23 protein-coding genes and 1 tRNA gene are annotated in these 19,976 nt (G+C 33.7%); 14 read left to right on the top strand and 10 right to left on the bottom strand.

Features of this window, described 5'->3' with window-relative positions; translation table 11 throughout:
* Positions 1–32: 32 nt before the first annotated feature.
* The 3 genes from frr to AC2DZ0_RS09030 all read right to left on the bottom strand — a co-directional run bounded on the left by frr (position 33) and on the right by AC2DZ0_RS09030 (position 1,824).
* Entirely contained in the window at positions 33–587 is a 555-nt protein-coding gene (gene frr, locus AC2DZ0_RS09040; protein WP_484641382.1) for a ribosome recycling factor, read from the bottom strand.
* A gap of 23 nt (positions 588–610) precedes the next feature.
* Complete coding sequence (pyrH, locus tag AC2DZ0_RS09035; RefSeq protein WP_484489731.1) at positions 611–1,324, bottom strand: UMP kinase; 714 nt, start codon at positions 1,322–1,324, stop codon at positions 611–613.
* A 134-nt stretch (positions 1,325–1,458) separates the two neighbouring features.
* Positions 1,459–1,824: a DUF3127 domain-containing protein gene (locus tag AC2DZ0_RS09030; protein WP_484641381.1), complete on the bottom strand. Its 366-nt coding sequence runs from the start codon at positions 1,822–1,824 to the stop codon at positions 1,459–1,461.
* A 217-nt stretch (positions 1,825–2,041) separates the two neighbouring features.
* Here AC2DZ0_RS09030 and AC2DZ0_RS09025 point away from each other — a divergent pair, with 217 nt between their 5' ends.
* The gene (locus tag AC2DZ0_RS09025; protein WP_484641379.1) at positions 2,042–3,175 is read left to right on the top strand and encodes a sensor histidine kinase; all 1,134 of its coding nucleotides are present in this window, start codon (positions 2,042–2,044) and stop codon (positions 3,173–3,175) included.
* Here the strand turns inward: AC2DZ0_RS09025 and AC2DZ0_RS09020 are convergent.
* Together AC2DZ0_RS09020 and greA are read right to left on the bottom strand one after the other, a co-directional pair.
* Positions 3,172–3,570, bottom strand: coding sequence for an HIT family protein (locus AC2DZ0_RS09020; protein ID WP_484641378.1), 399 nt, complete (start codon positions 3,568–3,570; stop codon positions 3,172–3,174). The two genes, AC2DZ0_RS09025 and AC2DZ0_RS09020, sit on opposite strands and share 4 nt — an antisense overlap.
* 75 nt (positions 3,571–3,645) lie before the next feature.
* Positions 3,646–4,119, bottom strand: a complete 474-nt coding sequence (greA, locus tag AC2DZ0_RS09015) for a transcription elongation factor GreA (RefSeq protein ID WP_300325844.1) — start codon at positions 4,117–4,119, stop codon at positions 3,646–3,648.
* 115 nt (positions 4,120–4,234) lie between these two features.
* Here greA and AC2DZ0_RS09010 point away from each other — a divergent pair, with 115 nt between their 5' ends.
* The 3 genes from AC2DZ0_RS09010 to purE are packed head-to-tail and all read left to right on the top strand — an operon-like array spanning position 4,235 to position 6,443.
* The gene (locus tag AC2DZ0_RS09010) at positions 4,235–4,732 is read left to right on the top strand and encodes a hypothetical protein (protein WP_484641377.1); all 498 of its coding nucleotides are present in this window, start codon (positions 4,235–4,237) and stop codon (positions 4,730–4,732) included.
* Between the two features lie 51 nt (positions 4,733–4,783).
* The gene (locus tag AC2DZ0_RS09005; protein ID WP_484641375.1) at positions 4,784–5,929 is read left to right on the top strand and encodes a 5-(carboxyamino)imidazole ribonucleotide synthase; all 1,146 of its coding nucleotides are present in this window, start codon (positions 4,784–4,786) and stop codon (positions 5,927–5,929) included.
* Between the two features lie 28 nt (positions 5,930–5,957).
* Positions 5,958–6,443 carry a 5-(carboxyamino)imidazole ribonucleotide mutase gene (gene purE, locus AC2DZ0_RS09000; protein ID WP_484489725.1) on the top strand — a complete coding sequence of 162 codons (486 nt, stop codon included), beginning with the start codon at positions 5,958–5,960 and terminating at the stop codon, positions 6,441–6,443.
* A gap of 108 nt (positions 6,444–6,551) precedes the next feature.
* On the opposite strand, the gene AC2DZ0_RS08995 is transcribed toward purE, so the two are convergent.
* Together AC2DZ0_RS08995 and AC2DZ0_RS08990 are read right to left on the bottom strand one after the other, a co-directional pair.
* Positions 6,552–7,079, bottom strand: a complete 528-nt coding sequence (locus tag AC2DZ0_RS08995; RefSeq protein WP_484641374.1) for a cupin domain-containing protein — start codon at positions 7,077–7,079, stop codon at positions 6,552–6,554.
* Between the two features lie 3 nt (positions 7,080–7,082).
* Complete coding sequence (locus AC2DZ0_RS08990) at positions 7,083–8,246, bottom strand: MFS transporter (protein ID WP_484641373.1); 1,164 nt, start codon at positions 8,244–8,246, stop codon at positions 7,083–7,085.
* Between the two features lie 133 nt (positions 8,247–8,379).
* Here AC2DZ0_RS08990 and mgrA point away from each other — a divergent pair, with 133 nt between their 5' ends.
* Both mgrA and AC2DZ0_RS08980 read left to right on the top strand, forming a co-directional pair.
* Positions 8,380–9,399 carry an L-glyceraldehyde 3-phosphate reductase gene (mgrA, locus tag AC2DZ0_RS08985; protein WP_484641371.1) on the top strand — a complete coding sequence of 340 codons (1,020 nt, stop codon included), beginning with the start codon at positions 8,380–8,382 and terminating at the stop codon, positions 9,397–9,399.
* Positions 9,400–9,409: 10 nt separating this feature from the next.
* Positions 9,410–10,027 carry a nitroreductase family protein gene (locus AC2DZ0_RS08980; RefSeq protein WP_484641370.1) on the top strand — a complete coding sequence of 206 codons (618 nt, stop codon included), beginning with the start codon at positions 9,410–9,412 and terminating at the stop codon, positions 10,025–10,027.
* A gap of 69 nt (positions 10,028–10,096) precedes the next feature.
* On the opposite strand, the gene AC2DZ0_RS08975 is transcribed toward AC2DZ0_RS08980, so the two are convergent.
* A complete protein-coding gene (locus tag AC2DZ0_RS08975; protein WP_484489720.1) occupies positions 10,097–11,626 on the bottom strand; it encodes an Rne/Rng family ribonuclease in 1,530 nt (509 codons plus the stop codon).
* A gap of 304 nt (positions 11,627–11,930) precedes the next feature.
* Complete coding sequence (locus tag AC2DZ0_RS08970) at positions 11,931–12,221, bottom strand: HU family DNA-binding protein (protein WP_300325868.1); 291 nt, start codon at positions 12,219–12,221, stop codon at positions 11,931–11,933.
* A 134-nt stretch (positions 12,222–12,355) separates the two neighbouring features.
* On the opposite strand from AC2DZ0_RS08970, the gene mutY reads away from it, so the two are divergent.
* From mutY to AC2DZ0_RS08930, 8 genes are all read left to right on the top strand, one after another.
* The gene (gene mutY, locus AC2DZ0_RS08965; protein ID WP_484641369.1) at positions 12,356–13,429 is read left to right on the top strand and encodes an A/G-specific adenine glycosylase; all 1,074 of its coding nucleotides are present in this window, start codon (positions 12,356–12,358) and stop codon (positions 13,427–13,429) included.
* 49 nt (positions 13,430–13,478) lie between these two features.
* Complete coding sequence (locus tag AC2DZ0_RS08960; protein ID WP_484641367.1) at positions 13,479–13,889, top strand: single-stranded DNA-binding protein; 411 nt, start codon at positions 13,479–13,481, stop codon at positions 13,887–13,889.
* Positions 13,890–13,908: 19 nt separating this feature from the next.
* Positions 13,909–15,201, top strand: coding sequence for a gliding motility-associated protein GldE (gene gldE / locus AC2DZ0_RS08955; RefSeq protein ID WP_484641366.1), 1,293 nt, complete (start codon positions 13,909–13,911; stop codon positions 15,199–15,201).
* Positions 15,202–15,227: 26 nt separating this feature from the next.
* Positions 15,228–15,761, top strand: a complete 534-nt coding sequence (gldD, locus tag AC2DZ0_RS08950) for a gliding motility lipoprotein GldD (protein ID WP_484641365.1) — start codon at positions 15,228–15,230, stop codon at positions 15,759–15,761.
* A gap of 208 nt (positions 15,762–15,969) precedes the next feature.
* Positions 15,970–16,054: transfer RNA gene (locus AC2DZ0_RS08945), tRNA-Ser, on the top strand.
* 229 nt (positions 16,055–16,283) lie between these two features.
* Entirely contained in the window at positions 16,284–17,060 is a 777-nt protein-coding gene (locus AC2DZ0_RS08940) for a hypothetical protein (RefSeq protein ID WP_484641363.1), read from the top strand.
* Between the two features lie 6 nt (positions 17,061–17,066).
* Complete coding sequence (locus AC2DZ0_RS08935; protein ID WP_484641362.1) at positions 17,067–18,143, top strand: PCMD domain-containing protein; 1,077 nt, start codon at positions 17,067–17,069, stop codon at positions 18,141–18,143.
* The gene (locus AC2DZ0_RS08930; protein ID WP_484641360.1) at positions 18,118–19,257 is read left to right on the top strand and encodes a bile acid:sodium symporter family protein; all 1,140 of its coding nucleotides are present in this window, start codon (positions 18,118–18,120) and stop codon (positions 19,255–19,257) included. The genes AC2DZ0_RS08935 and AC2DZ0_RS08930 overlap by 26 nt, the downstream gene beginning before the upstream one ends.
* A gap of 29 nt (positions 19,258–19,286) precedes the next feature.
* On the opposite strand, the gene AC2DZ0_RS08925 is transcribed toward AC2DZ0_RS08930, so the two are convergent.
* Entirely contained in the window at positions 19,287–19,835 is a 549-nt protein-coding gene (locus tag AC2DZ0_RS08925) for a 3'-5' exonuclease (RefSeq protein ID WP_484641359.1), read from the bottom strand.
* Positions 19,836–19,976: the final 141 nt, after the last annotated feature.

Below are 19,976 nucleotides of genomic sequence, written 5' to 3'. Positions count from 1 at the left end.
ATAGCGACTTTTTTTATGAGTTAAAATGAAAATTAGACTTTCATTATTTCAGCATCTTTAACAGCGTAAACTTCATCAATTTTTTTGATGTAAGAATCTGTTAAAGTTTGTACATCCGCTTCAGAGTTTTTCTTTTCGTCATCTGAAGTATCCGTTTTCTTAATATCGTTATTAGCATCTTTACGCGCATTTCTAATACTTACTTTAGCGTGCTCAGCAGCAGCTTTGGCAATTTTAGATAATTCACGTCTACGTTCTTCCGTTAAGGCAGGTACGTTAATGATAATGCTTTCTCCATTGTTCATAGGATTAAAGCCTAAGTTTGCCACTAATATTCCTTTTTCAATTTCAGGAATTAATTGTTTTTCCCAGGGTTGAACAGTGATTGTTCTACCATCTGGAGTATTAACGTTGGCAACTTGACTCAGTTTTGTTTGAGATCCATAGTAGTCCACCATTACACTTCCTAGCATACCAGGAGTTGCTTTTCCTGCTCTAATGTTGCTAAATTCTTTATGTAAATGATCAATAGCATTGTTCATTTGTTCTTTAGCACTATCAATGATAAATTCAATTTCTTCGTTCATAATGAGTATTTATATTGTTCAGCTTATTCTTTATCTGAAACTACAGTTCCAATTTTATCACCTGAAAGTAATTTTTGTAAATTTCCTTCAGTATCCATATCAAATACAATAATAGGCAAATTATTTTCTTGACTCAATGTAAATGCCGTCAAGTCCATAATTTTTAAACCTTTGTCAAGAACATTTTGATAAGTAATAGTATCAAATTTTGTTGCATTAGGGTCTTTTTCAGGATCTGCAGAATAAATACCATCCACACGTGTTCCTTTTAGAATAACATCTGCAGAAACTTCAATGGCTCTTAGTACTGCGGCAGTATCTGTTGTGAAATAAGGGTTTCCAGTTCCAGCACCAAAAATAACAACTCTACCTTTCTCAAGGTGACGCACTGCTTTTCTTTTGATAAAAGGCTCAGCAACTTGTTCCATTTTAATAGCAGTTTGCAAACGAGTACTAACACCAGCAGATTCAATAGCACTTTGTAATGCTAATCCGTTGATACAAGTAGCTAACATTCCCATATAATCTCCTTGTACACGGTCCATACCGTTACTAGCACCTGCAACTCCTCTAAAAATATTTCCACCACCAATAACAATAGCCACTTCGATTCCTTTATCTACGATGGCTTTAATTTCTTGAGCATACTCCGATAATCTTTTTGGGTCAATACCATATTGGTTTTCTCCCATTAACGATTCTCCACTCAGTTTTAGTAATATTCTTTTGTATTGCATGTTGTGCTAAATTTTTGGCAAATATAAGTTTTTTGGTTTTCTTGTCTAAAATATTTTTTTAATTCTTACAGCATTTAGGTCAAAAAAAAGAGGTTATCTAAAAAGATAACCTCTATATATGTTGTGAGATGAATTTAGAATGGTAAATCATCTGGTTCGTTACTACTTGCAGCAGGTGCGCTTGTAGTTTCAAAAGAGTTTCCTCCTGCAGGTGCTCCAGCTGATTGAGCTGCCTCAATTCTCCATCCTTGGATAGAGTTGAAATACTTTGTCTCTCCTTGTGGATTAACCCACTCTCTTCCTCTTAAGTTGATTGATACAGTTACATCTTGTCCAGTACTGTAATTATTTAATAAATCACATTTGTCTTGAACAAATTCTATTAAAATAGACTGAGGGTACTGTTCTTCCGTTGTAACAACTAATTCACGTTTTCTGAATCCATTACTTCCGAATGTTTGCTCTGCATTGATCAATTTAACCTTTCCTGTTACTTGCATTTCTTTATTAATTAAATTAGTTTTTTTTCGATGAGGTTCCTTTTAAAAGGAGCAATACAAATTTATAATTTTTTATCGTTTTAATTGCTTTTTTTGAACATTGTCTTGTTAGAACTTATCAACATAAATCTTAAAATATAAACCAAAGCTTGATTCTTGTACAATATTGGTTTTTTTTTGCGTTCTTGTTGTAGGCTTCTCAAATTGAGATTTTCATATGGTTAAAAAATATTACAAATATATTATTGTCGTTGTTTCTTTTGGTATCGTAAGTGCGATTCTTTGGAATACGTATGATTTTTCTAAAAAATTTAAAACGAATGAGCGTTCCAAAATGGAAATTTTAGCGAAAGCTTATGATAGATTCGGATCTGATGATTTGGATCAAGATTTTTCTTTAGAGGCAAAAATAATTGAGAGCAATCACAATATTCCAATGATTGTTACTAATGAATTAGATTCTATCATAATGAATAGAAATTTAGATTCTATCAAAGCTCTTGATAAAGAATATCTCTATGATCAATTGAGGATTATGAAGGTAGAGAATACGCCTATTATTATTAATTATTTAGAAAATAAAAAATATCATATCTATTATAGAGATTCTGATTTGTTGACTAGATTGCAGTACTATCCTTTAATGTTGGTGTTGATTTTGACATTGTTTTCAGGGATTATTTATTTGGTTTTTAAATCGAATAAAATTGCAGAACAGAATAAATTATGGACTGGTATGGCTAAAGAAACTGCCCATCAAATAGGAACACCATTGTCCTCCTTAATGGGTTGGGTAGAATTAATGAAGCTAGATAATTCTGTTCCGCAAATCGTACCAGAAATTGAAAAAGACGTATTTAGATTAAGTATTATTGCAGATCGTTTTTCTAAGATTGGGTCGATTCCAGAGAAAGAAGCTTTGGATGTATTGCCAATTCTGAAAAAAACACTTTCGTATTTTGAATCGAGAAGTTCAAAAAATATTTCTTTCACTTTTGAAACGGAAGAGCCGCAAGTAATTGTTGATATCAGTGAGCAGCTATTTACATGGGTCTTAGAAAACCTAATTAAAAATGCTATCGATGCGATGGCTGGAAAAGGTTCTTTGTCGATACATTTAAAAAGCGTGTCGAATAAAATGGTGATCACGGTACAAGATACCGGAAAGGGAATTGCAAAAAATCTATTTAAAAAAATATTCACACCTGGTTTTACAACTAAGAAAAGAGGATGGGGACTTGGTCTTTCTTTATCAAAAAGAATTGTAGAAGATTACCATTCAGGAAAAATATTTGTAAAAAAATCTGAACCAAAAGTAGGAACTACTTTTGAAGTTCAAATACCTCTTTAGTTTTTTATATGAGCTGCAATTTCTTTGGCTAAATTTATAAACTCTTCGGTTGTCATTTTTTCTTTTGGTGCAGCAAAGTTCGCATCATTCATAGAATTTAAAGGAATTAGATGCACATGGGCATGAGGAACTTCTAACCCTATAACGGACATCCCAACTCTATTGCACGGAACCACTTTTTCTATAGCTAAGGCAATTTTTCGAGCATAGCTAAACAAACCATTATAGGTGTCCTCATCCAGCTCAAATAACTTATCAACAGGTTTTTTAGGAATCACCAAAGTGTGTCCTTTTGCATTGGGGTTGATATCAAGAAAAGCGTAATAAAACTCGTTTTCAGCAATTTTATAAGATGGTATTTCTTGGTTTATGATTTTCGTGAATATAGTTTCCATGTTGAGTTTTTTTCAAAAGTAAAAAACCCTTTTCAAATAAATGAAAAGGGTTGCTATTTTATTTAGAAGTTTGAATTATCTAGAGATTTCTAAAATTTCAAATTTCATAATTCCATTAGGAACTTTTACTTCTGCAATTTCTCCAACTTTAAGTCCTAATAAACCTTTTCCGATAGGAGAATTTACAGATAACTTGCCATTTTTAATATCTGTTTCAGAGTCAGCTACTAAAGTATAGGTAAACTCCATTTTATTTGCAGTGTTTCTTAGTTTAACTACAGAGTGAATTAAGATTTTTGATAAATCTAATTGAGATTCATCTAATATTCTAGCATTGGCAACTACATTTTTTAATTTAGCAATTTTAAATTCTAAGTGAGATTGTTCTTCTTTTGCTGCATGGTATTCAGCATTTTCACTCAAATCACCTTTGTCTCTAGCGTCAGAAATTTCTTGCGTTACTCTTGGTCTTTCAACCGACTCTAAATGCTCTAATTCGTCTTTTAATTTTTTCAATCCTTCCGGAGAGTAGTAAGATATATCACTCATAACTTTTTCTTTTTATAAAAACAAAATCTCATTGCGACTAATAGCGAATGAGATCGTGACAAATATACAAATTATTTGTAAATTGCAACCTAATTTTCCTAAACCCCAAGGTGACATGAAAAAATATATTTACATTCTTTTTTTGACGATCATAGCAGTTGGATGTACAGATGAACCCTATCAAGATCAGAATCTTGTACCAAATATAGTTTTAAGTACAACAATAAACCTTAATTTACCGGAGTCTCAAAATTTATTGATTCCAACTGGTTATGTGGTGTATCCTGCAATTGGTCATAGAGGGATTATAGTTTACAATACTGGAAATGGTGATCAAAGTATAGATCAATATCTGGCTTTTGATTTGGCTTGTCCTCATATTGAAGTTCCATCATGTGCGATCCCTATGGATATTAGTAATTTTCCTGAAATGACAAATGCTTGTGATTCTGATGGGATTTTTTATCGTTTTGATATTGGAGAGTCCGTAACCTATATGAAAGATGAAAATGGGGAGTCAATAAAAATTCCTGATGGACAGGCAAGATACAATATGCAACAATACAGAGTAGATTACTTAGGAAATAATCAATTGAGAATTACTAACTTTTAAAAGGTGAATAATTCAAAATAGATACTTATTTTTGCGCCAAATTTTACACACATGAAAACATACTTTTCTTCGGATTTTAAATTAGGCGTTTTAGGAGGCGGGCAACTTGGTAAAATGTTGTTGGCTGAAACCCAAAAATTTGATGTACATACTTCTATATTAGATCCTTCCAAGGAGGCTCCGTGTGCAGCTCATTGTAATGAGTTTCATGTTGGGGATTTATTAGACTTTGATACCGTTTATAAGTTTGGAAAATCAGTTGATGTTTTAACGATTGAGATTGAACATGTAAATATTGAAGCTTTATATCGATTAGAAAAAGAAGGGGTAAAAGTATATCCTCAACCTAATGTTATAGAAGTCATTCAGCATAAAGGAAAGCAAAAAGATTTCTATGTTGAAAAAGGAATTCCTACTTCTCCGCATCAAAGATTTGAATCCTTGGCTACATTAAAAGAAACTAATTTTGAGTTTCCATTTGTTTGGAAATCAGCTCAGTTTGGATATGATGGAACAGGAGTTAAGATAGTTAGAAGTCAAGCTGATATTTATGGATTAGCCGATACTGAATGTATTACTGAGGAGTTGATTCCATTTAAAAATGAATTGGCAGTTATTGTAGCTAGGAATGCAAGCGGTGAAATAAAAACTTATCCTGTAGTGGAGATGGAATTTCATCCTGAAGCAAATCAAGTAGAGTATGTAATTTGCCCAGCTCGTATTTCTGATGAGGTTGCTGCAAAAGCAAATCAAGTAGCATTAAAGGTTGCAGAATCTTTCGAACATGTTGGTTTGTTGGCGGTTGAAATGTTTCAAACGGAAGAGGATGAAATCATCGTGAATGAGGTAGCTCCGAGAACCCATAATAGTGGACATTATAGTATTGAGGCTTCTTTGACGAATCAATTTGAACAGCATTTGCGTACTGTTTTAAATTTACCATTAGGGCATACTGATAGTAAAATGGCTGGAATTATGGTGAATCTAGTAGGTGCTGAAGATTTCTCTGGGAATGTTTTTTACGAAAACATGGAAGAGGTGTTGCAGTTAGAAGGAGTGACTCCGCATATATACGGAAAGAAAGAAACAAGACCTTTTAGAAAAATGGGACATGTTACCATCGTAAATCAAGATATTTCGAAAGCAAGGGAAGTTGCAGAGAAAGTTAAAAATACAATTCGAGTAATTAGTAAATAAATCCAATCAGGAATTAAAATATAAGAAAATGAAAGTAGCAATAATAATGGGTAGTGATTCTGATCTTCCGGTGATGCAGGATGCAATTGATGTATTAAATGAATTTGGAATAGCAAATGAAGTTGATATAGTATCTGCGCATAGAACACCAGAGAAATTGGTAGAATTTTCTAATAATGCTCACTTAAGAGGTGTTTCTGTCATTATTGCTGGAGCAGGTGGAGCGGCGCATTTACCAGGTATGGTGGCTTCTATGAGTCCCTTGCCTGTGATTGGAGTTCCTGTAAAATCTAGAAATTCTATTGATGGATGGGATTCAGTATTGTCTATATTGCAAATGCCAGGGGGAGTTCCAGTTGCTACCGTTGCCTTAGATGGTGCGAAAAATGCTGGTATTTTAGCAGCTCAAATTATTGGTGCTTCAAACCCTGATATTTTGGATACAATTATTGCTTATAAACAAGGTTTAAAAGAAAAGGTAATTGCTGCCTCTGAACGCGTAAGAAAAGCATAAAACATATTGATTTATATATGAAAAGCGACCTACTAGGTCGCTTTTTTTGTTGTGTAATTTTAGGTTTTCTATAATCGAAATTATATTCCGTCGCTTAAAATAGAAGATTTATTTGATAAATTTCATGCCATAGCTATTGGCTATAGAATCTATTTGTTGTCTATTGGGTTTGCCATTTTTAGATATTTGTGCGATTGATTCAAAGAAGTTTTCAAACCCTCCTGGCGTAATCGTATTGATTGTAATTCCAGTGATGCTGTCTATGTTTTTAAAATGATGTGGAATTCCTTTAGGGAGCTGTATTAAACTCCCTTGAGGAGCATCTATAGTTTGTGCTCCACAATAAAACTCATAATGACCTTTTAGAACATAAAACAATTCATCCTCCTGGCTATGAACATGTGGTGGGGGACCGCCCATAGGAGGCGTATCTGTTACGATTACTGAATAGGCTCCTTGTGTTTCTTCGCTAAGTATTTTACCGATAATTTTCACGCCAAATACATTCCATTCTTTTCCACCATCAGGTAATACAACAATGGGTTTAGAAGGGGTTTTATGGGAATGTGAACTTTCTTTTTTACAGGCTACGTTAAGTCCAAGTAGGGTGAATAAAAGTATTATTTTAATTTTCATATTTCATTTTTTTTTAAAAAGTTTCAAACTTCCAAAGATAGGGCCAATTGCCAAAATTAAAAATATGAAATTCGTATCATATGTAAGATATAAAAAACTTAATATCTGAATACTTATGATTGTAATTGAAAAACCAATACAATTTACAATTGTTAAAGCGGTGCCTTTTGTGTCTGCGGTGGTGTTTGTTGCAATGAGAGTTGAAAAAAGCGGAGAATCACCAATCACAACAAATCCCCATAGGCTTAAAAATGAAATAAAGGCAATATTAGGAAGGTTGAATATAAATGGAGCGATACAACAACATATACCAGATGCTAATAAAAAATAAGAGGCGGTTTTTTTGAGGCCAAAATATTCAGAAAGATATCCGCTAATTACACAAGATAGACTACCTATACCGATAATGATAAATGAACATAATGGGACAGATAGATTGTTTTGTGTGGTTTCATTGAAAATAGAAATCATGACTGGAACAAAAGCCCAAAAAGCATAGAGTTCCCACATATGACCAAAATAACCGAATGCAGCTTGCTTAAATTGTTTGCTTTTAAATATTAATGGAATGCTATTGATTTGGGGTCTGGTGTTATTTTTTTTGAAATAAGGTCCTTTTTTTACAAATATTAAAATTAATAGACCACCTATTGTGGCTAAGAGGGAAGTTGCGATGAGCACATATTCCCAAGGGGATGAGGTTGCAATTAGTTTAATATAATGAGGGAAAGCGGTACCTAATACCAAGGCTCCCACCAACCAGCCAAGAGATTTTCCAAGTCCTTTTTCAAAATAATCCGCAGCTATTTTCATTCCGATAGGGTAGATTCCGGCAAGACAAAAACCGGTTAAGAATCTAAAAAGTAAAATGCTACTTAGAGTGTTGGAAGGATAAAGTATTCCTAAATTAAATGCACTTCCGAATAAGGCACAGATAAAAAATATTTTTGAAGGTGGGTATTTGTCGCTAATTGCCAATAATGCAAAGGATAGAGTACCTAATATAAAACCAAATTGAACAGCTGAGGTAACATAACTTAGTGCATTGCTATCTAAGTTGTAAGCTAAGATAAGATCAGAAATAATGCTGTTGCCAGCAAACCAGAGAGAGGTACATAAAAACTGTGAGATAATAATTAAAGGAAGTGTTTTTTTAGGAATGCTCATGCGTTTAATTTTGGTGTTGGTCATAAAAGAAGATACACGCTTACAAATAATTACAATACTACGTTAAATTGATAACAAATGAATACGTAAATTTAATTCAAAATAGTAAGTTTACATTCAAAATATAAATAGTATGAGCGCATCATTTAATGTATCTGTGGAAGAAAATTACAAAGCAAGTGATTCTCGGTATGAGAATATGGTTTACAGGAGAACTGGAAATAGTGGGTTGTTATTACCTGCTCTTTCTTTAGGACTATGGCATAACTTTAGTTTTACTGATGATTTTGAAAATGCAAGAGATATTTTGCAAACTGCTTTTGATAATGGAATTACGCATTTTGATTTAGCGAATAATTATGGTCCTCCTTATGGGGGTGCTGAAACTAATTTTGGTACTATTTTCAATAAAGATTTTAAACCTTATAGAGATGAATTGATAATTTCTACGAAAGCAGGTTATGATATGTGGCCTGGTCCTTATGGTAATTTTGGTTCAAGAAAGTATTTAATATCTAGTTTAGATCAGAGCTTGAAAAGAATGAATTTGGATTATGTGGATATTTTTTATCATCATAGACCAGATCCAGATACGCCATTAGAAGAAACCATGGGAGCTTTGGATCATATTGTTAGACAAGGGAAGGCTTTGTATGTTGGATTGTCAAATTATAAGGCAGAAGAGGCAGCTAAAGCATTTAAAATATTGCAAGATTTAGGAACGCCTTGTTTGATTCATCAGCCGAGGTATAATATGTTAGACCGTTGGGTAGAGGATGGTTTATTGGATGTTTTAGGAGAGAACGGAGTAGGTGGAATAGCTTTTTCTCCCTTGAGACAGGGGATGTTAACAAATAAATATTTAAATGGTTTTCCAGAGGATTCCCGAGCAGTTAAAGATGGCAGATATTTGAAAAAAGATCAAATAAAAGAAGTTTTGGATAAAGTTAGACTTCTGAATGTAATCGCGGAAGAGCGAGGGCAAACATTAGCGCAAATGGCCATCGCATGGATTTTAAGAGATGAACGTATTACATCGGTGTTAGTTGGAGCGAGTAGAAGTTCTCAATTGTTAGATAGTATAAAATCATTAAACTGTTTAGAGTTCGATGCAGCTACGTTGCTTAGAATTGAAGAAATATTAAAAGCATAGTTGGAAGGAGATGAAAGTTGAAGAGGCTATAAAAAATCGTAGAACATTAAAGGTGTTATCTACAGAAGGCGCAGAGGTTAAAGACATCTCAGAAGACGTATCTAAAATTTTAGAAATGGGAAATGCAGCGCCATTTCATTATATAAATTCAAAGTCTGCAGAAAAAGAATTGTCCTCCTTAGCACCTTGGAGATTTTATGTTTTAGAGGGACATGCCTGTAGAAAACTTGCAAATTATTTTGTTGCGAATCAAATAGCAGGAGGGAAGATTATTGATATGTTACGCGCTGCGCAGTGTTTGATTCAAGTAACTTGGACCCCTGAAAGGGGTCAAAATAATATGTTAATTTCAGAGGCTGCAAATATTGAACATATAGCTGCGACATCTGCAGCAATTCAAAACATGCTTCTAACAGCAACTGGATTGGGGTATGAAAACTATTGGTCAAGTGGAGGGATGTTAAAGGAAGACTCCTTTTTAGAATTGTTAGGAATACCTTTGGATGAAAAATTATTAGGGAGTGTATTTTTATTCGATGCGGATATAGAAGATTTTAAAACTAAAAAAGGAGCTTTAAGAGGCAGGCAAGGCCTGGTTGAAACTTGCTCTAAAAAAATAAGTCTATAAACACAAAAAGCACCATATCTTCAATGATATGGTGCTTTTTTTAGATATATTATTTGCTAATATTTATGTTTATCGTTCAAATTTAAAACGATATTGTAAATACTGATAAGCATCTCTTGGTAATACTTTGATCCACTTTTTATGCTTTAAGAACCATTTAATTTGTTCAGATATAAGTCCTTTTTGTAAGTAAGCAGCAACAAAAGGATGTACGTGTAATACAATCTTTTTGTCTTTGTTTTTACTTGACATAATTCTATTAAGTTCAACATTAAACTTATCTACCATAACAATAGGAGCCTCTACTTCCCCATTTACATTTGGGTTAGGCTCTTTTGTTTTGATGTTAGTTTCAGAACGTACTCTTTGTCTAGTAATTTGAATTAAACCAAATTTACTAGGAGGAAGAATTTTATGTTTCGTTCTGTCTAAAGACATCTCTTGTTTTAAATGATCATAAAGTTTTTGACGATTTTCATTTGAATGTAAATCGATAAAATCTACTACAATAATCCCTCCCATATCACGTAACCTTAATTGTCGTGCTATTTCTGTAGCAGCAATTAAATTAACTTCTAAAGCATTTTCTTCTTGAGAATTTGCTTTGTTGGAGCGATTACCACTATTTACATCTATTACATGTAGTGCTTCTGTGTGTTCTATCACTAAATAAGCACCCTTGCTCATAGAAACGGTTTGTCCAAATGCCGATTTGATTTGTCTTTCAATCCCATATTTTTCAAAAATAGGAGACTTTCCTTCGTGCATTTTTAAAATTGACTGTTTCTCTGGATATATTTCTTGTAAATAATCGTTGATTTCTTCAAACAAAGTTTCGTCGTTTGTAACGATACTTGTAAAAGATTCATTTAAAACATCTCTTAAAATAGAAGATGCTCTGTTCAGTTCACTCAATACTTTAGTTGGGGTCTGTGCATTAGGAATTTTCCCACACATTTCTTTCCAACGTTCTAATGAGTTCTGTAAGTCTTTGTCTAATTCGGCTACTTTTTTTCCTTCAGCAACTGTTCTTAAAATAACTCCGAAACCAGCAGGTTTAATGCTTTTAGCAAGACGTTTTAATCTGTCTTTTTCTTTCGGATCTTCAATTTTTTGAGAAACAGATACTCTTTTAGAAAAAGGTACCAACACTAAATATCTACCGGCAATAGAAATCTCTGAACTAATTCTAGGACCTTTTGTAGATATGGGTTCTTTTACAATTTGTACGAGTACATTTTGTTTTGATTTTAGAACTTGATCAATACTTCCGCTTTTTTCAATGTCTTTTTCAAATTGGAAGTTTTTTAAAGTGTAATCTTTGTAATTACCTGTACTTACTTTTTTCATGAATTTTGATAACGAATTCACTTGAGGTCCTAAATCGTGATAATGTAAGAATCCATCTTTTGGATAACCTACATTTACAAATGATGCATTAAGACCAGATAATATCTTTCCTGTTTTCGCTACGAAAATATCTCCAACAGAAAATTTATTATTGTTTGTTTCGTTATTAAATTCAATTAGTTTACCATCTTTTAGCAGCGCAAAATCAATATCAGATGAATTTGAACGTATAATCAATTCTAGTTTCATTCCGAATAGTTTTAACTACATAAGAATAGAGTTCTTACATAGATGGATTAAATTTAATACAGGGTAAATACCCTAATGAAATTTTAATTTCTTAAAATTTCTTTTTCAATGAACGGCTCTTGCTATAAACAACAAGAAAAAGTAATTATAAAATTACTTTTTCTTATGTCTATTAGCTCTTGCTCTTTTCTTACGTTTGTGCGTAGAGATCTTTGCTCTCTTTCTTTTTTTACCACTTGGCATAACTTTTCTGTTTTATAAATCTGATTGTTTCACAGATTTGGTTAATAATTTGTTCAGTAATTTATTTTACTAATACGTTGTTCTTTACTCCTTCTGCAAAAGTTTTTGCAGGTTTAAATGCTGGGATGTTGTGTGCAGGAATCTTAATAGTTGTATTCTTAGAAATGTTTCTTCCTGTCTTTTCTGCTCTAGTTTTGATAATAAAACTTCCGAAACCTCTTAAGTAAACGTTATCTCCTTGCTCTAAAGCTCCTTTCACTTCACTCATGAATGCTTCAACCGTTGCTAAAACATCTGCTTTTTCAATACCTGATTTGTCTGAAATACTTGATACAATATCCGCTTTTGTCATCTTAATCTAATTTCTAATGTGTTGTTATGTTTTTTTAAGGCTGCAAATATATGACAATAAATCAATTTCAAAAAGCTAAATCATTAAAATTTAATACAATAAATATAGTATTATTGCATAAATAAAAATATTTGATGTCTTTTTGTAACTTATTGGAAGCGTGGTATTTGTCTGTTAATAGAGATTTACCTTGGAGAAAAAATAAAAATCCTTACTCGGTTTGGTTGTCAGAAATCATACTTCAACAAACAAGAGTAGCGCAAGGAACCGCTTATTACCATAAATTTTTAGAAAATTTTCCTACAGTTTCTGATCTCGCAAATGCCGACGAAAGCCTAGTCTTGAAATTATGGCAAGGGTTAGGGTATTATTCTAGAGCAAGAAACTTACATTATTCGGCAAAGCTAATTATGCAGGAGTATAATGGCATATTTCCTGATACATATAAAGAGTTGATTAAATTAAAGGGGGTTGGTGATTATACAGCTTCAGCTATAGCTTCCATTTGTTTCAATGAGCAAACTGCGGTAGTTGATGGAAACGTATATCGCGTGTTAGCACGTTATTTTGGGATTGAAACGCCTATTAATTCTACACAGGGTATTAAGGAGTTTAAGCAATTGGCTCAGTCATTGTTAGAGACGGATAACCCAGGTCAGTACAATCAGGCCATTATGGATTTTGGAGCCTTACAGTGTACGCCGCAAAATCCAGATTGCAACATTTGTCCTTTAGTGGGTGGATGTGAGGCTTTAAAAACGAATAAGATTGAGGTGTTGCCTGTAAAAGAAAAAAAGATCAAAATTAAAAAGAAGTATTTTAATTTTATTGTGGTGCTTACCCCAAATAACAAGGTGATATTAAGTAAAAGAGAAGGGAAGGGGATTTGGCAAAATCTATATCAGTTCCCCTTGTTAGAAGCTGATAGTACCTTAGGAGTTGAATCGCTTGTACAAAGGAAGGATTTCAACGATCTATTTGTGGGGGAAGTACATTCCTTAAAATTATACAATACAAAAAAGTGGGTACATAAATTGTCTCATCAGCATTTATTTACGCAGTTTTGGGTTGTTGAAGCGGAGAGTCTGCACAAGGATTTGATTCCTTTAGAATCTTTACCTACTTATGCGGTGCCAAGATTGGTAGAAAGGTTTATAGAGGGTTATGGTTTGGATGAGTTGATAGAAGCAGAAAAAGCAAACACTTAAGACCTACAAAACAGTTTTTTTAGTATTTTTGATATAGAGTTAGTGAATTATGGCAGGAACATTGAATAAGGTAATGCTGATTGGGCATTTGGGAGATGAGGTGAAAACTCACTATTTTGAAGGAGGAAATAGCATTGGTCGATTTCCGTTGGCTACAAATGAGTCTTATACGAATAAAGAGACTGGCGCTAAGGTAGTTCATACAGATTGGCATAATATTGTTGTAAAAAATAAGTTAGCTGAAATTTGTGAGAAGTATCTCAAGAAAGGCGATAAAATCTATTGTGAGGGGAAATTGAAAACCCGCCAGTGGGAGCAAGATGGTGTAAAAAAGTATACTACTGAGATTCAGGTGGTAGATATGACATTTTTGTCTACTAAAGCTTCAACCAGTAATGAGACAAACTCTATAGTAAATAATGAAGCAGCAAAGGAAATCAATGATGATTTGCCTTTTTAATTAAATTCTTAATATAAAATTGGACCCAGAACCCATTATCACATTTTTGAATTCAGTACCTTGGTATCTAGTTATAGATGTTTTGGTTTTAATCGGTTTGTTGATTCTTTCAGCAATGATTTCAGGAACTGAAGTAGCGTTTTTTTCGTTGTCTAAAACAGCTTTAGATGATCTTGAGAAATCTAAAGAATCTAAAGGTGAGCTTGTTTTAAAATTACTAGCTAAACCCAAAAAATTGTTAGCAACGATTCTAATTACCAATAATTTTATAAATATTTTAATTGTACTATTGTTTTCATTCTTAGGAGCAGAGTTGCTTGGAGGTGTTGATGAGAATATTCGGTTTTTTATAGAGGTAGTTCTCATAACTTTTTTGATTTTGCTTTTTGGTGAGGTGCTGCCTAAAGTATACGCAACTAGAAATTCTTTGAGTTTTACATTGTTTATGTCTAGGCCAATTTCTGTTTTAAATAGAGTGCTGTCTCCATTGAGTGCAATGCTAACAGGTTTAACTGGGGTAGTTGAAAGTAAATTGGCCAAAAAGAATACTAATTTATCAGTAGAAACTTTGTCTCAGGCTCTTGAGCTTACTTCTGATGATGCAACCACTAAGGATGAGAAAAATATCTTGGAAGGAATCGTAGCTTTTGGGAGTACAGAAACGGTTCAGGTAATGAAGCCAAGGATTGATATTTTTGCCATTTCTGATGAATTGCCTTTTACTGAGATGTTAGAAAAAATTATTGAAAACGGTTTTTCAAGAAATCCAGTCTATCATGATAATATTGACGAGGTGATTGGGGTTTTGTATGCAAGAGATTTAATGCCTCACATAACTAAAAAGGATTTTAATTGGCAAACCTTGGTAAGAACTCCCTTTTTTGTTCCGGAAAACAAAAAGCTAGACGATTTGTTGGCAGAGTTTCAAGAGAAGAAAAATCATTTAGCGATTGTGGTAGATGAGTATGGAGGAACTAGTGGTTTGGTTACTTTAGAGGATGTAATTGAAGAAATTGTAGGAGAGATAAGTGACGAGTATGACACAGATGATTTGGTGTATTCAAAAATTGATGCGTCAAATTATGTGTTTGATGGTAAAACGGCATTGAAAGACTTTTACAAAGTATTGAATATTGATGCCGACTTATTTGAGCCTTTTAAAGGAGAGTCAGAAACTATTGCGGGTTTTATTCTTGAAATAACAGGGAGGTTTCCTAGGAGAGATGAAAAAATAAATTTTGAAAATTTTGTTTTTTCTGTAGAGGCAGTAGATAGAAAAAGAGTGAAACGTGTTAAGGTAACTTTGTTGTAGTGAGGTGTTTTTGTTTTCTATTTAGTATGTTGTTTCTTTTGGGGTGTAAAACGGATGTGCAACCAAAACCTAAAGCTTTTTTGAGGCTAGATTATGTAGATTCTGAATATTTAAGGTTTGGAGAAAAAAACTATCCTTTTTCGTTTCAGTACTCTAATAAAGCAAAAATTGTTAAAAAAAATAGGTTTTGGTTGGATATGTATTATCCTGAGTTAAATGCGACTTTGGTGCTGTCTTATGCTCCTGTAAAAGGGGATTTGAACTTGTTGTTTAAGGATGCAGAGAAGTTAACTTTTAAGCATATGATAAAGGCTGATGATATTCAGGCTGTTCCTTATGAAAATGAGCAATCAAAAGTGTATGGTAAGATGTTTGAAGTGTACGGAGATGCGGCCACGCAAATTCAGTTTCATGCAACAGATTCTGTAAAAAACTTCATGACTGGGGCGTTGTACTTTTATGCAAAACCTAATTACGATTCTATAATGCCAGCCGTACATTACTTAAAACAGGACGTGATACGATTGATGGAGACTTTAAAATGGAAGGATTTAGATTAAGTTTTTTTCTTTAAAAATGTTGCTTTGCAAGAGGTTCTTTTAACTAGTTTAAGTTTTTTAAAAAATAATATCGGGGTAAAAAATTTGTTTTCAGGGAGTTAATTTAAGATTGAAAAAAAACTTCAAAAAAAACACGAAAAAGTTTGATGGGAACGTAAAATGAGTGTATATTTGCATCCGCATTCAGGGAATACCTGATGAGACACTTGGAGAATTGGCAGAGTGGTCGAATGCGGCAGTCTTGAAAACTGTTGAGGGTCACACCTCCGGGGGTTCGAATCCCTCATTCTCCGCAATCAAGCGCAAGGCTTGAAAAGAAAAACCACTCAAACTTGTTTGAGTGGTTTTTTGCTTTTTAAGACATTGGCATTTGCAAAATGCTGTTTGTGGGATCTTGGAACAAAATCCCTCATTCTCCGCAAAAGGAAACCTGCAACGAAAGTTGTGGTTTTTTTGTTTATGAATATACTTATCTTTGAGGCGGAAAGATATTTCTATGAAAAAAATACCTTCTAAAAAATTATGAATTTTAAAGAGAAAAATTTAATTACCCTTCTTTTCTGCGTTTGTTTTTGTTTGGGGAGTAAAATTATTGGGCAAGAGAAAATAGAGAATAAGGATTATACTCCTTATGAGTTGTTGTCTAGTTATTACAATAGTGAAGAGTTTAAACCTTTTAAAAAGAAAACTTGGTATGCTGGTTTGGCTTTTTCTTGGGAAGATAAAGAGAGTGAAAATAATCAGCAGCTTTTTCAGAAGATTTTAGAAGGGACCAATAATGATTATAGTATTTTAGTTAAGGGTGGTTATTATTCGCAAGACTATAATATGATTGGTTTGAAGTTTAATTATTATCAAGAGTCTTTCAATGGTAAAGTTTTACGTGATTCGGATTCAATTCAGTCAAATTCATTAACAAGAGGTTATGTGTTTACCCCTAATTTACGTTCTTCTATTCCGTTGACCAAAAATGAAAGGTTTAGTTTTTTTGTTGAGTTAAATTTAATGGGGGGATTAGAGACTTCCTTGGTGAGAAATACTAAGAATATTGATGAGGTATCTAAAACCTATGGTAAAAATTATTTGTTTGGAGCGGCAATTGCTCCCGGTATCACATTTTTTGCAATGGAGAATTTTGCTTTTGAAGTGCAGTTAAATGTACTTGAGTATCGATTGAAAGTTTCGGATACCACTATTAATGGTGAGGAGCAAGCTCGGGTGGTCCAGAATAGGTTAGGGTTGAATATTGATTTGCTTAGTTTGAATTTAGGCTTGGCGTATAATTTTGGAAGAAAATAGTTTGTTATGAAACAGATTGTGATTTTTATAGGGGTTTTAGGGTTGTTGAGTTCGTGTGTTAAAGAGGATCATTTTGGGTACTCACCTTACGGAAACATCAAAGATATTGAAATTAGTAATCAAGCTAGTAAGGCAACAATTGATCAGGAAAATTTAACAGTTCAAGTGGAGTTTCCTGGAGGTGTTGATTTGTCTTCATCATTAATTCGTTCCATAAGTTTGTCGTCATTTGCCACTTCTGATAAAACTTCAGGTGATGTTTTGGATTTGAATCAGTCTGCTGAGATTTTGGTAACTGCTGAGAATGGTGATGTTGTAAATTGGAGGGTTGAACCTTTTATTGCTTCAGCAACACCTCAGCTTGTAAATTGGGAATTGAATGATTGGTATCAGACCTCAAGTGGGGGGTATTATGAGCCAGGAGCAGATGAGGGGACTACGATATGGGGAACAGGGAATCCTGGAACTCAGATTTTGAAATTATTAGCGACTACACCTATCGAGATCGAAGAAGGGAATCTTGCTGCAAAATTAGAGACATTGGATAACGGTCCTGTGTCGGGTGCCTTTGGTGCGCCAATATCTGCAGGGTCTATTTTTACAGGAAAGTTTGATAAAGATAAAATTGATCCCTCAAATCCTCAGGCTGCCATTGATTTTGGAACACCATTTTCAGGTAGACCGTTGCAGTTGCAATTTAAGTATAAGTATAGTCCAGGATCCGTAAATAAGGATAAAGATGGGAATACACTTTCTTATGGAGATCAGTGCGATATTTATGCGTATCTAGAAATAAGAAGAACAGAGAAAACAGAGCGATTAGCAACAGCTTGGTTTAGGGATGGTGATCTTCAAAGTGAATTTTTAATAAAGAATATAGATTTCACTTATGGAGCGTTGGATAATACGTTTCCGGATTATATGAAGCCAGAAAATGGTTTGTATGTAAGCGCTGATTCTGCTTCTTTTGTGTTGCCAACGCATATAACCTTTGTCGCTTCTTCTAGTTTTGATGGAGCAAATTTTGCGGGAGCTATTGATAGCGAACTTGTTGTGGATGACATTGAAATGGTGTATGAGTAGCTTTAGGTTGATAAACTTGTTAAGGGGGCAAAAAGGTACAATACATGCTCTTGCCATTGGTTTGGCTTTGCTGCTTTTTGTAATAAATTTTGTGTTTGTGATTTTAGGACATGTAGCTCAGCTGGGGATTCCTGTGGTTGTTCTATTTCTTTTGTTGGCTGTAGGTTTTGGTGGTTATAAAAAATTAAAAGGCTATGTATTTACCGCTTTATTATTAACTGGTGTGCTTTTGGCTCTTTATTATCCGGGTTATTTTGTTTCGGTTGGTGATTTTGAATTTACAGCATTAATTATTCCTTTGATTCAAGTAATTATGTTTGGAATGGGAGTTTCGATGAGTGTAGATGATTTTGCAGAAGTTTTCAAAACTCCAAGGTCTGTTTTTATAGGAGTATCGGCTCAGTTAGGGATTATGCCAGTTATTGGTTTTTTGTTGGCTAAATTTAGTGGTTTTCCGCCTGAAGTTGCGGCAGGTTTGGTTTTGGTTGGTGCCTCTCCTAGTGGTGTCGCTTCAAATGTGATTGCTTATTTGTCTAAGGCAAATGTAGCACTCTCTGTAACGATTACTTCTGTGGCAACCTTGATAGCTCCATTTGTAACTCCTTTGTTGATGGAGTTTTTTGCAGGGGAGTTTGTTCGTATAGATATTGTTGCAATGATGTGGACAATAATTAAAATGATCTTAGTTCCCGTTGGAGCTGGTTTAGTAGTGAATAGAATACTAAGAGAAAAAGTGAAAATCATAAATAAAATAATGCCAACTGTTTCAATGATTGCTATCGGCGTGATCATTGTGGTTATTGTATCTAAAGGACGAGATAGTTTGTTAGAAATCGGAGGATTACTGTTGGTTTTGGTGTTGATTCATAATATTTCTGGTTATCTTTTAGGGTATTGGTATGCTCGAATCTTTAAATTATCAGAACAGGATGCTCGAACAATTGCTATTGAGGTAGGAATGCAGAATGGAGGATTGGCTTCGGGTATTGCAAACTCAATTGGTAAGATAGCAACAATGGGTTTGGCTCCGGCAGTATTCGGACCGTTGATGAATATATCGGGTTCAGTTTTGGCTTCTTATTGGCAGAATAAGCCATTGAAGAATGATAGGTAATTTGATGAAAATTACTCTTTCTTCCATTTTTAGATATGGTATACTCCCATTTGAACCAATTCAAAAATAATTTTAGCCTCCATGATAGAGTCGTCAAGTCCTCTGTGTGCTTCAATTTTATGGGTTGAAGGGAAAAGTATGTCCCAAGCTTCTTGTGCTTTAGGCCATTTGTAGCCTCTTGATCCTTCTATTTTAAAAAAGTCAGTACTAGATTTCATTGGACAGGGTACCTCTTCTCCTAGGTCAAATCCGTTGGCATGTAGAAATGATTGATCAAAATTTCTGTTCCAAGCAGTGATCCTTCCTTTAAAAGGGGTTAGTATTTCTTGAATAGCTTCAGAATAATGGCTCAAAGGTTTAGCGTTTCTGATTTCTTCAATTTCCATAAAGCCATTTTGGAAAATCCATGAATTTCTGTGTTTCGCAGTTAAGTTAGGGTCTTTAAAAACCTCGTCAAAAAGTTCAGTGATTTCTCCTGTCTCAGTGTTTAACTTTACGATTCCTAATTCTAAAATATAGTCATTGATAGGACTTAATCCTGTGGTTTCGATATCTAAAACTAAAATTTCGTTTTCCATAATCTGTTTCGGTTTTTTTGAGAAATATAAAAATAGAACTTTTAAGAATTCCAAGCTTATTTTTATAAAAATAAAAAACCGTAAAGAACTAAATCTTTACGGTTTTTAAGTGGTGCCTCCAGTACCATTTAATACTTTTCT

Source organism: Flavicella sp. IMCC45668, assembly GCF_057219105.1.
This window is presented reverse-complemented; position numbering and strand designations above follow the sequence as displayed.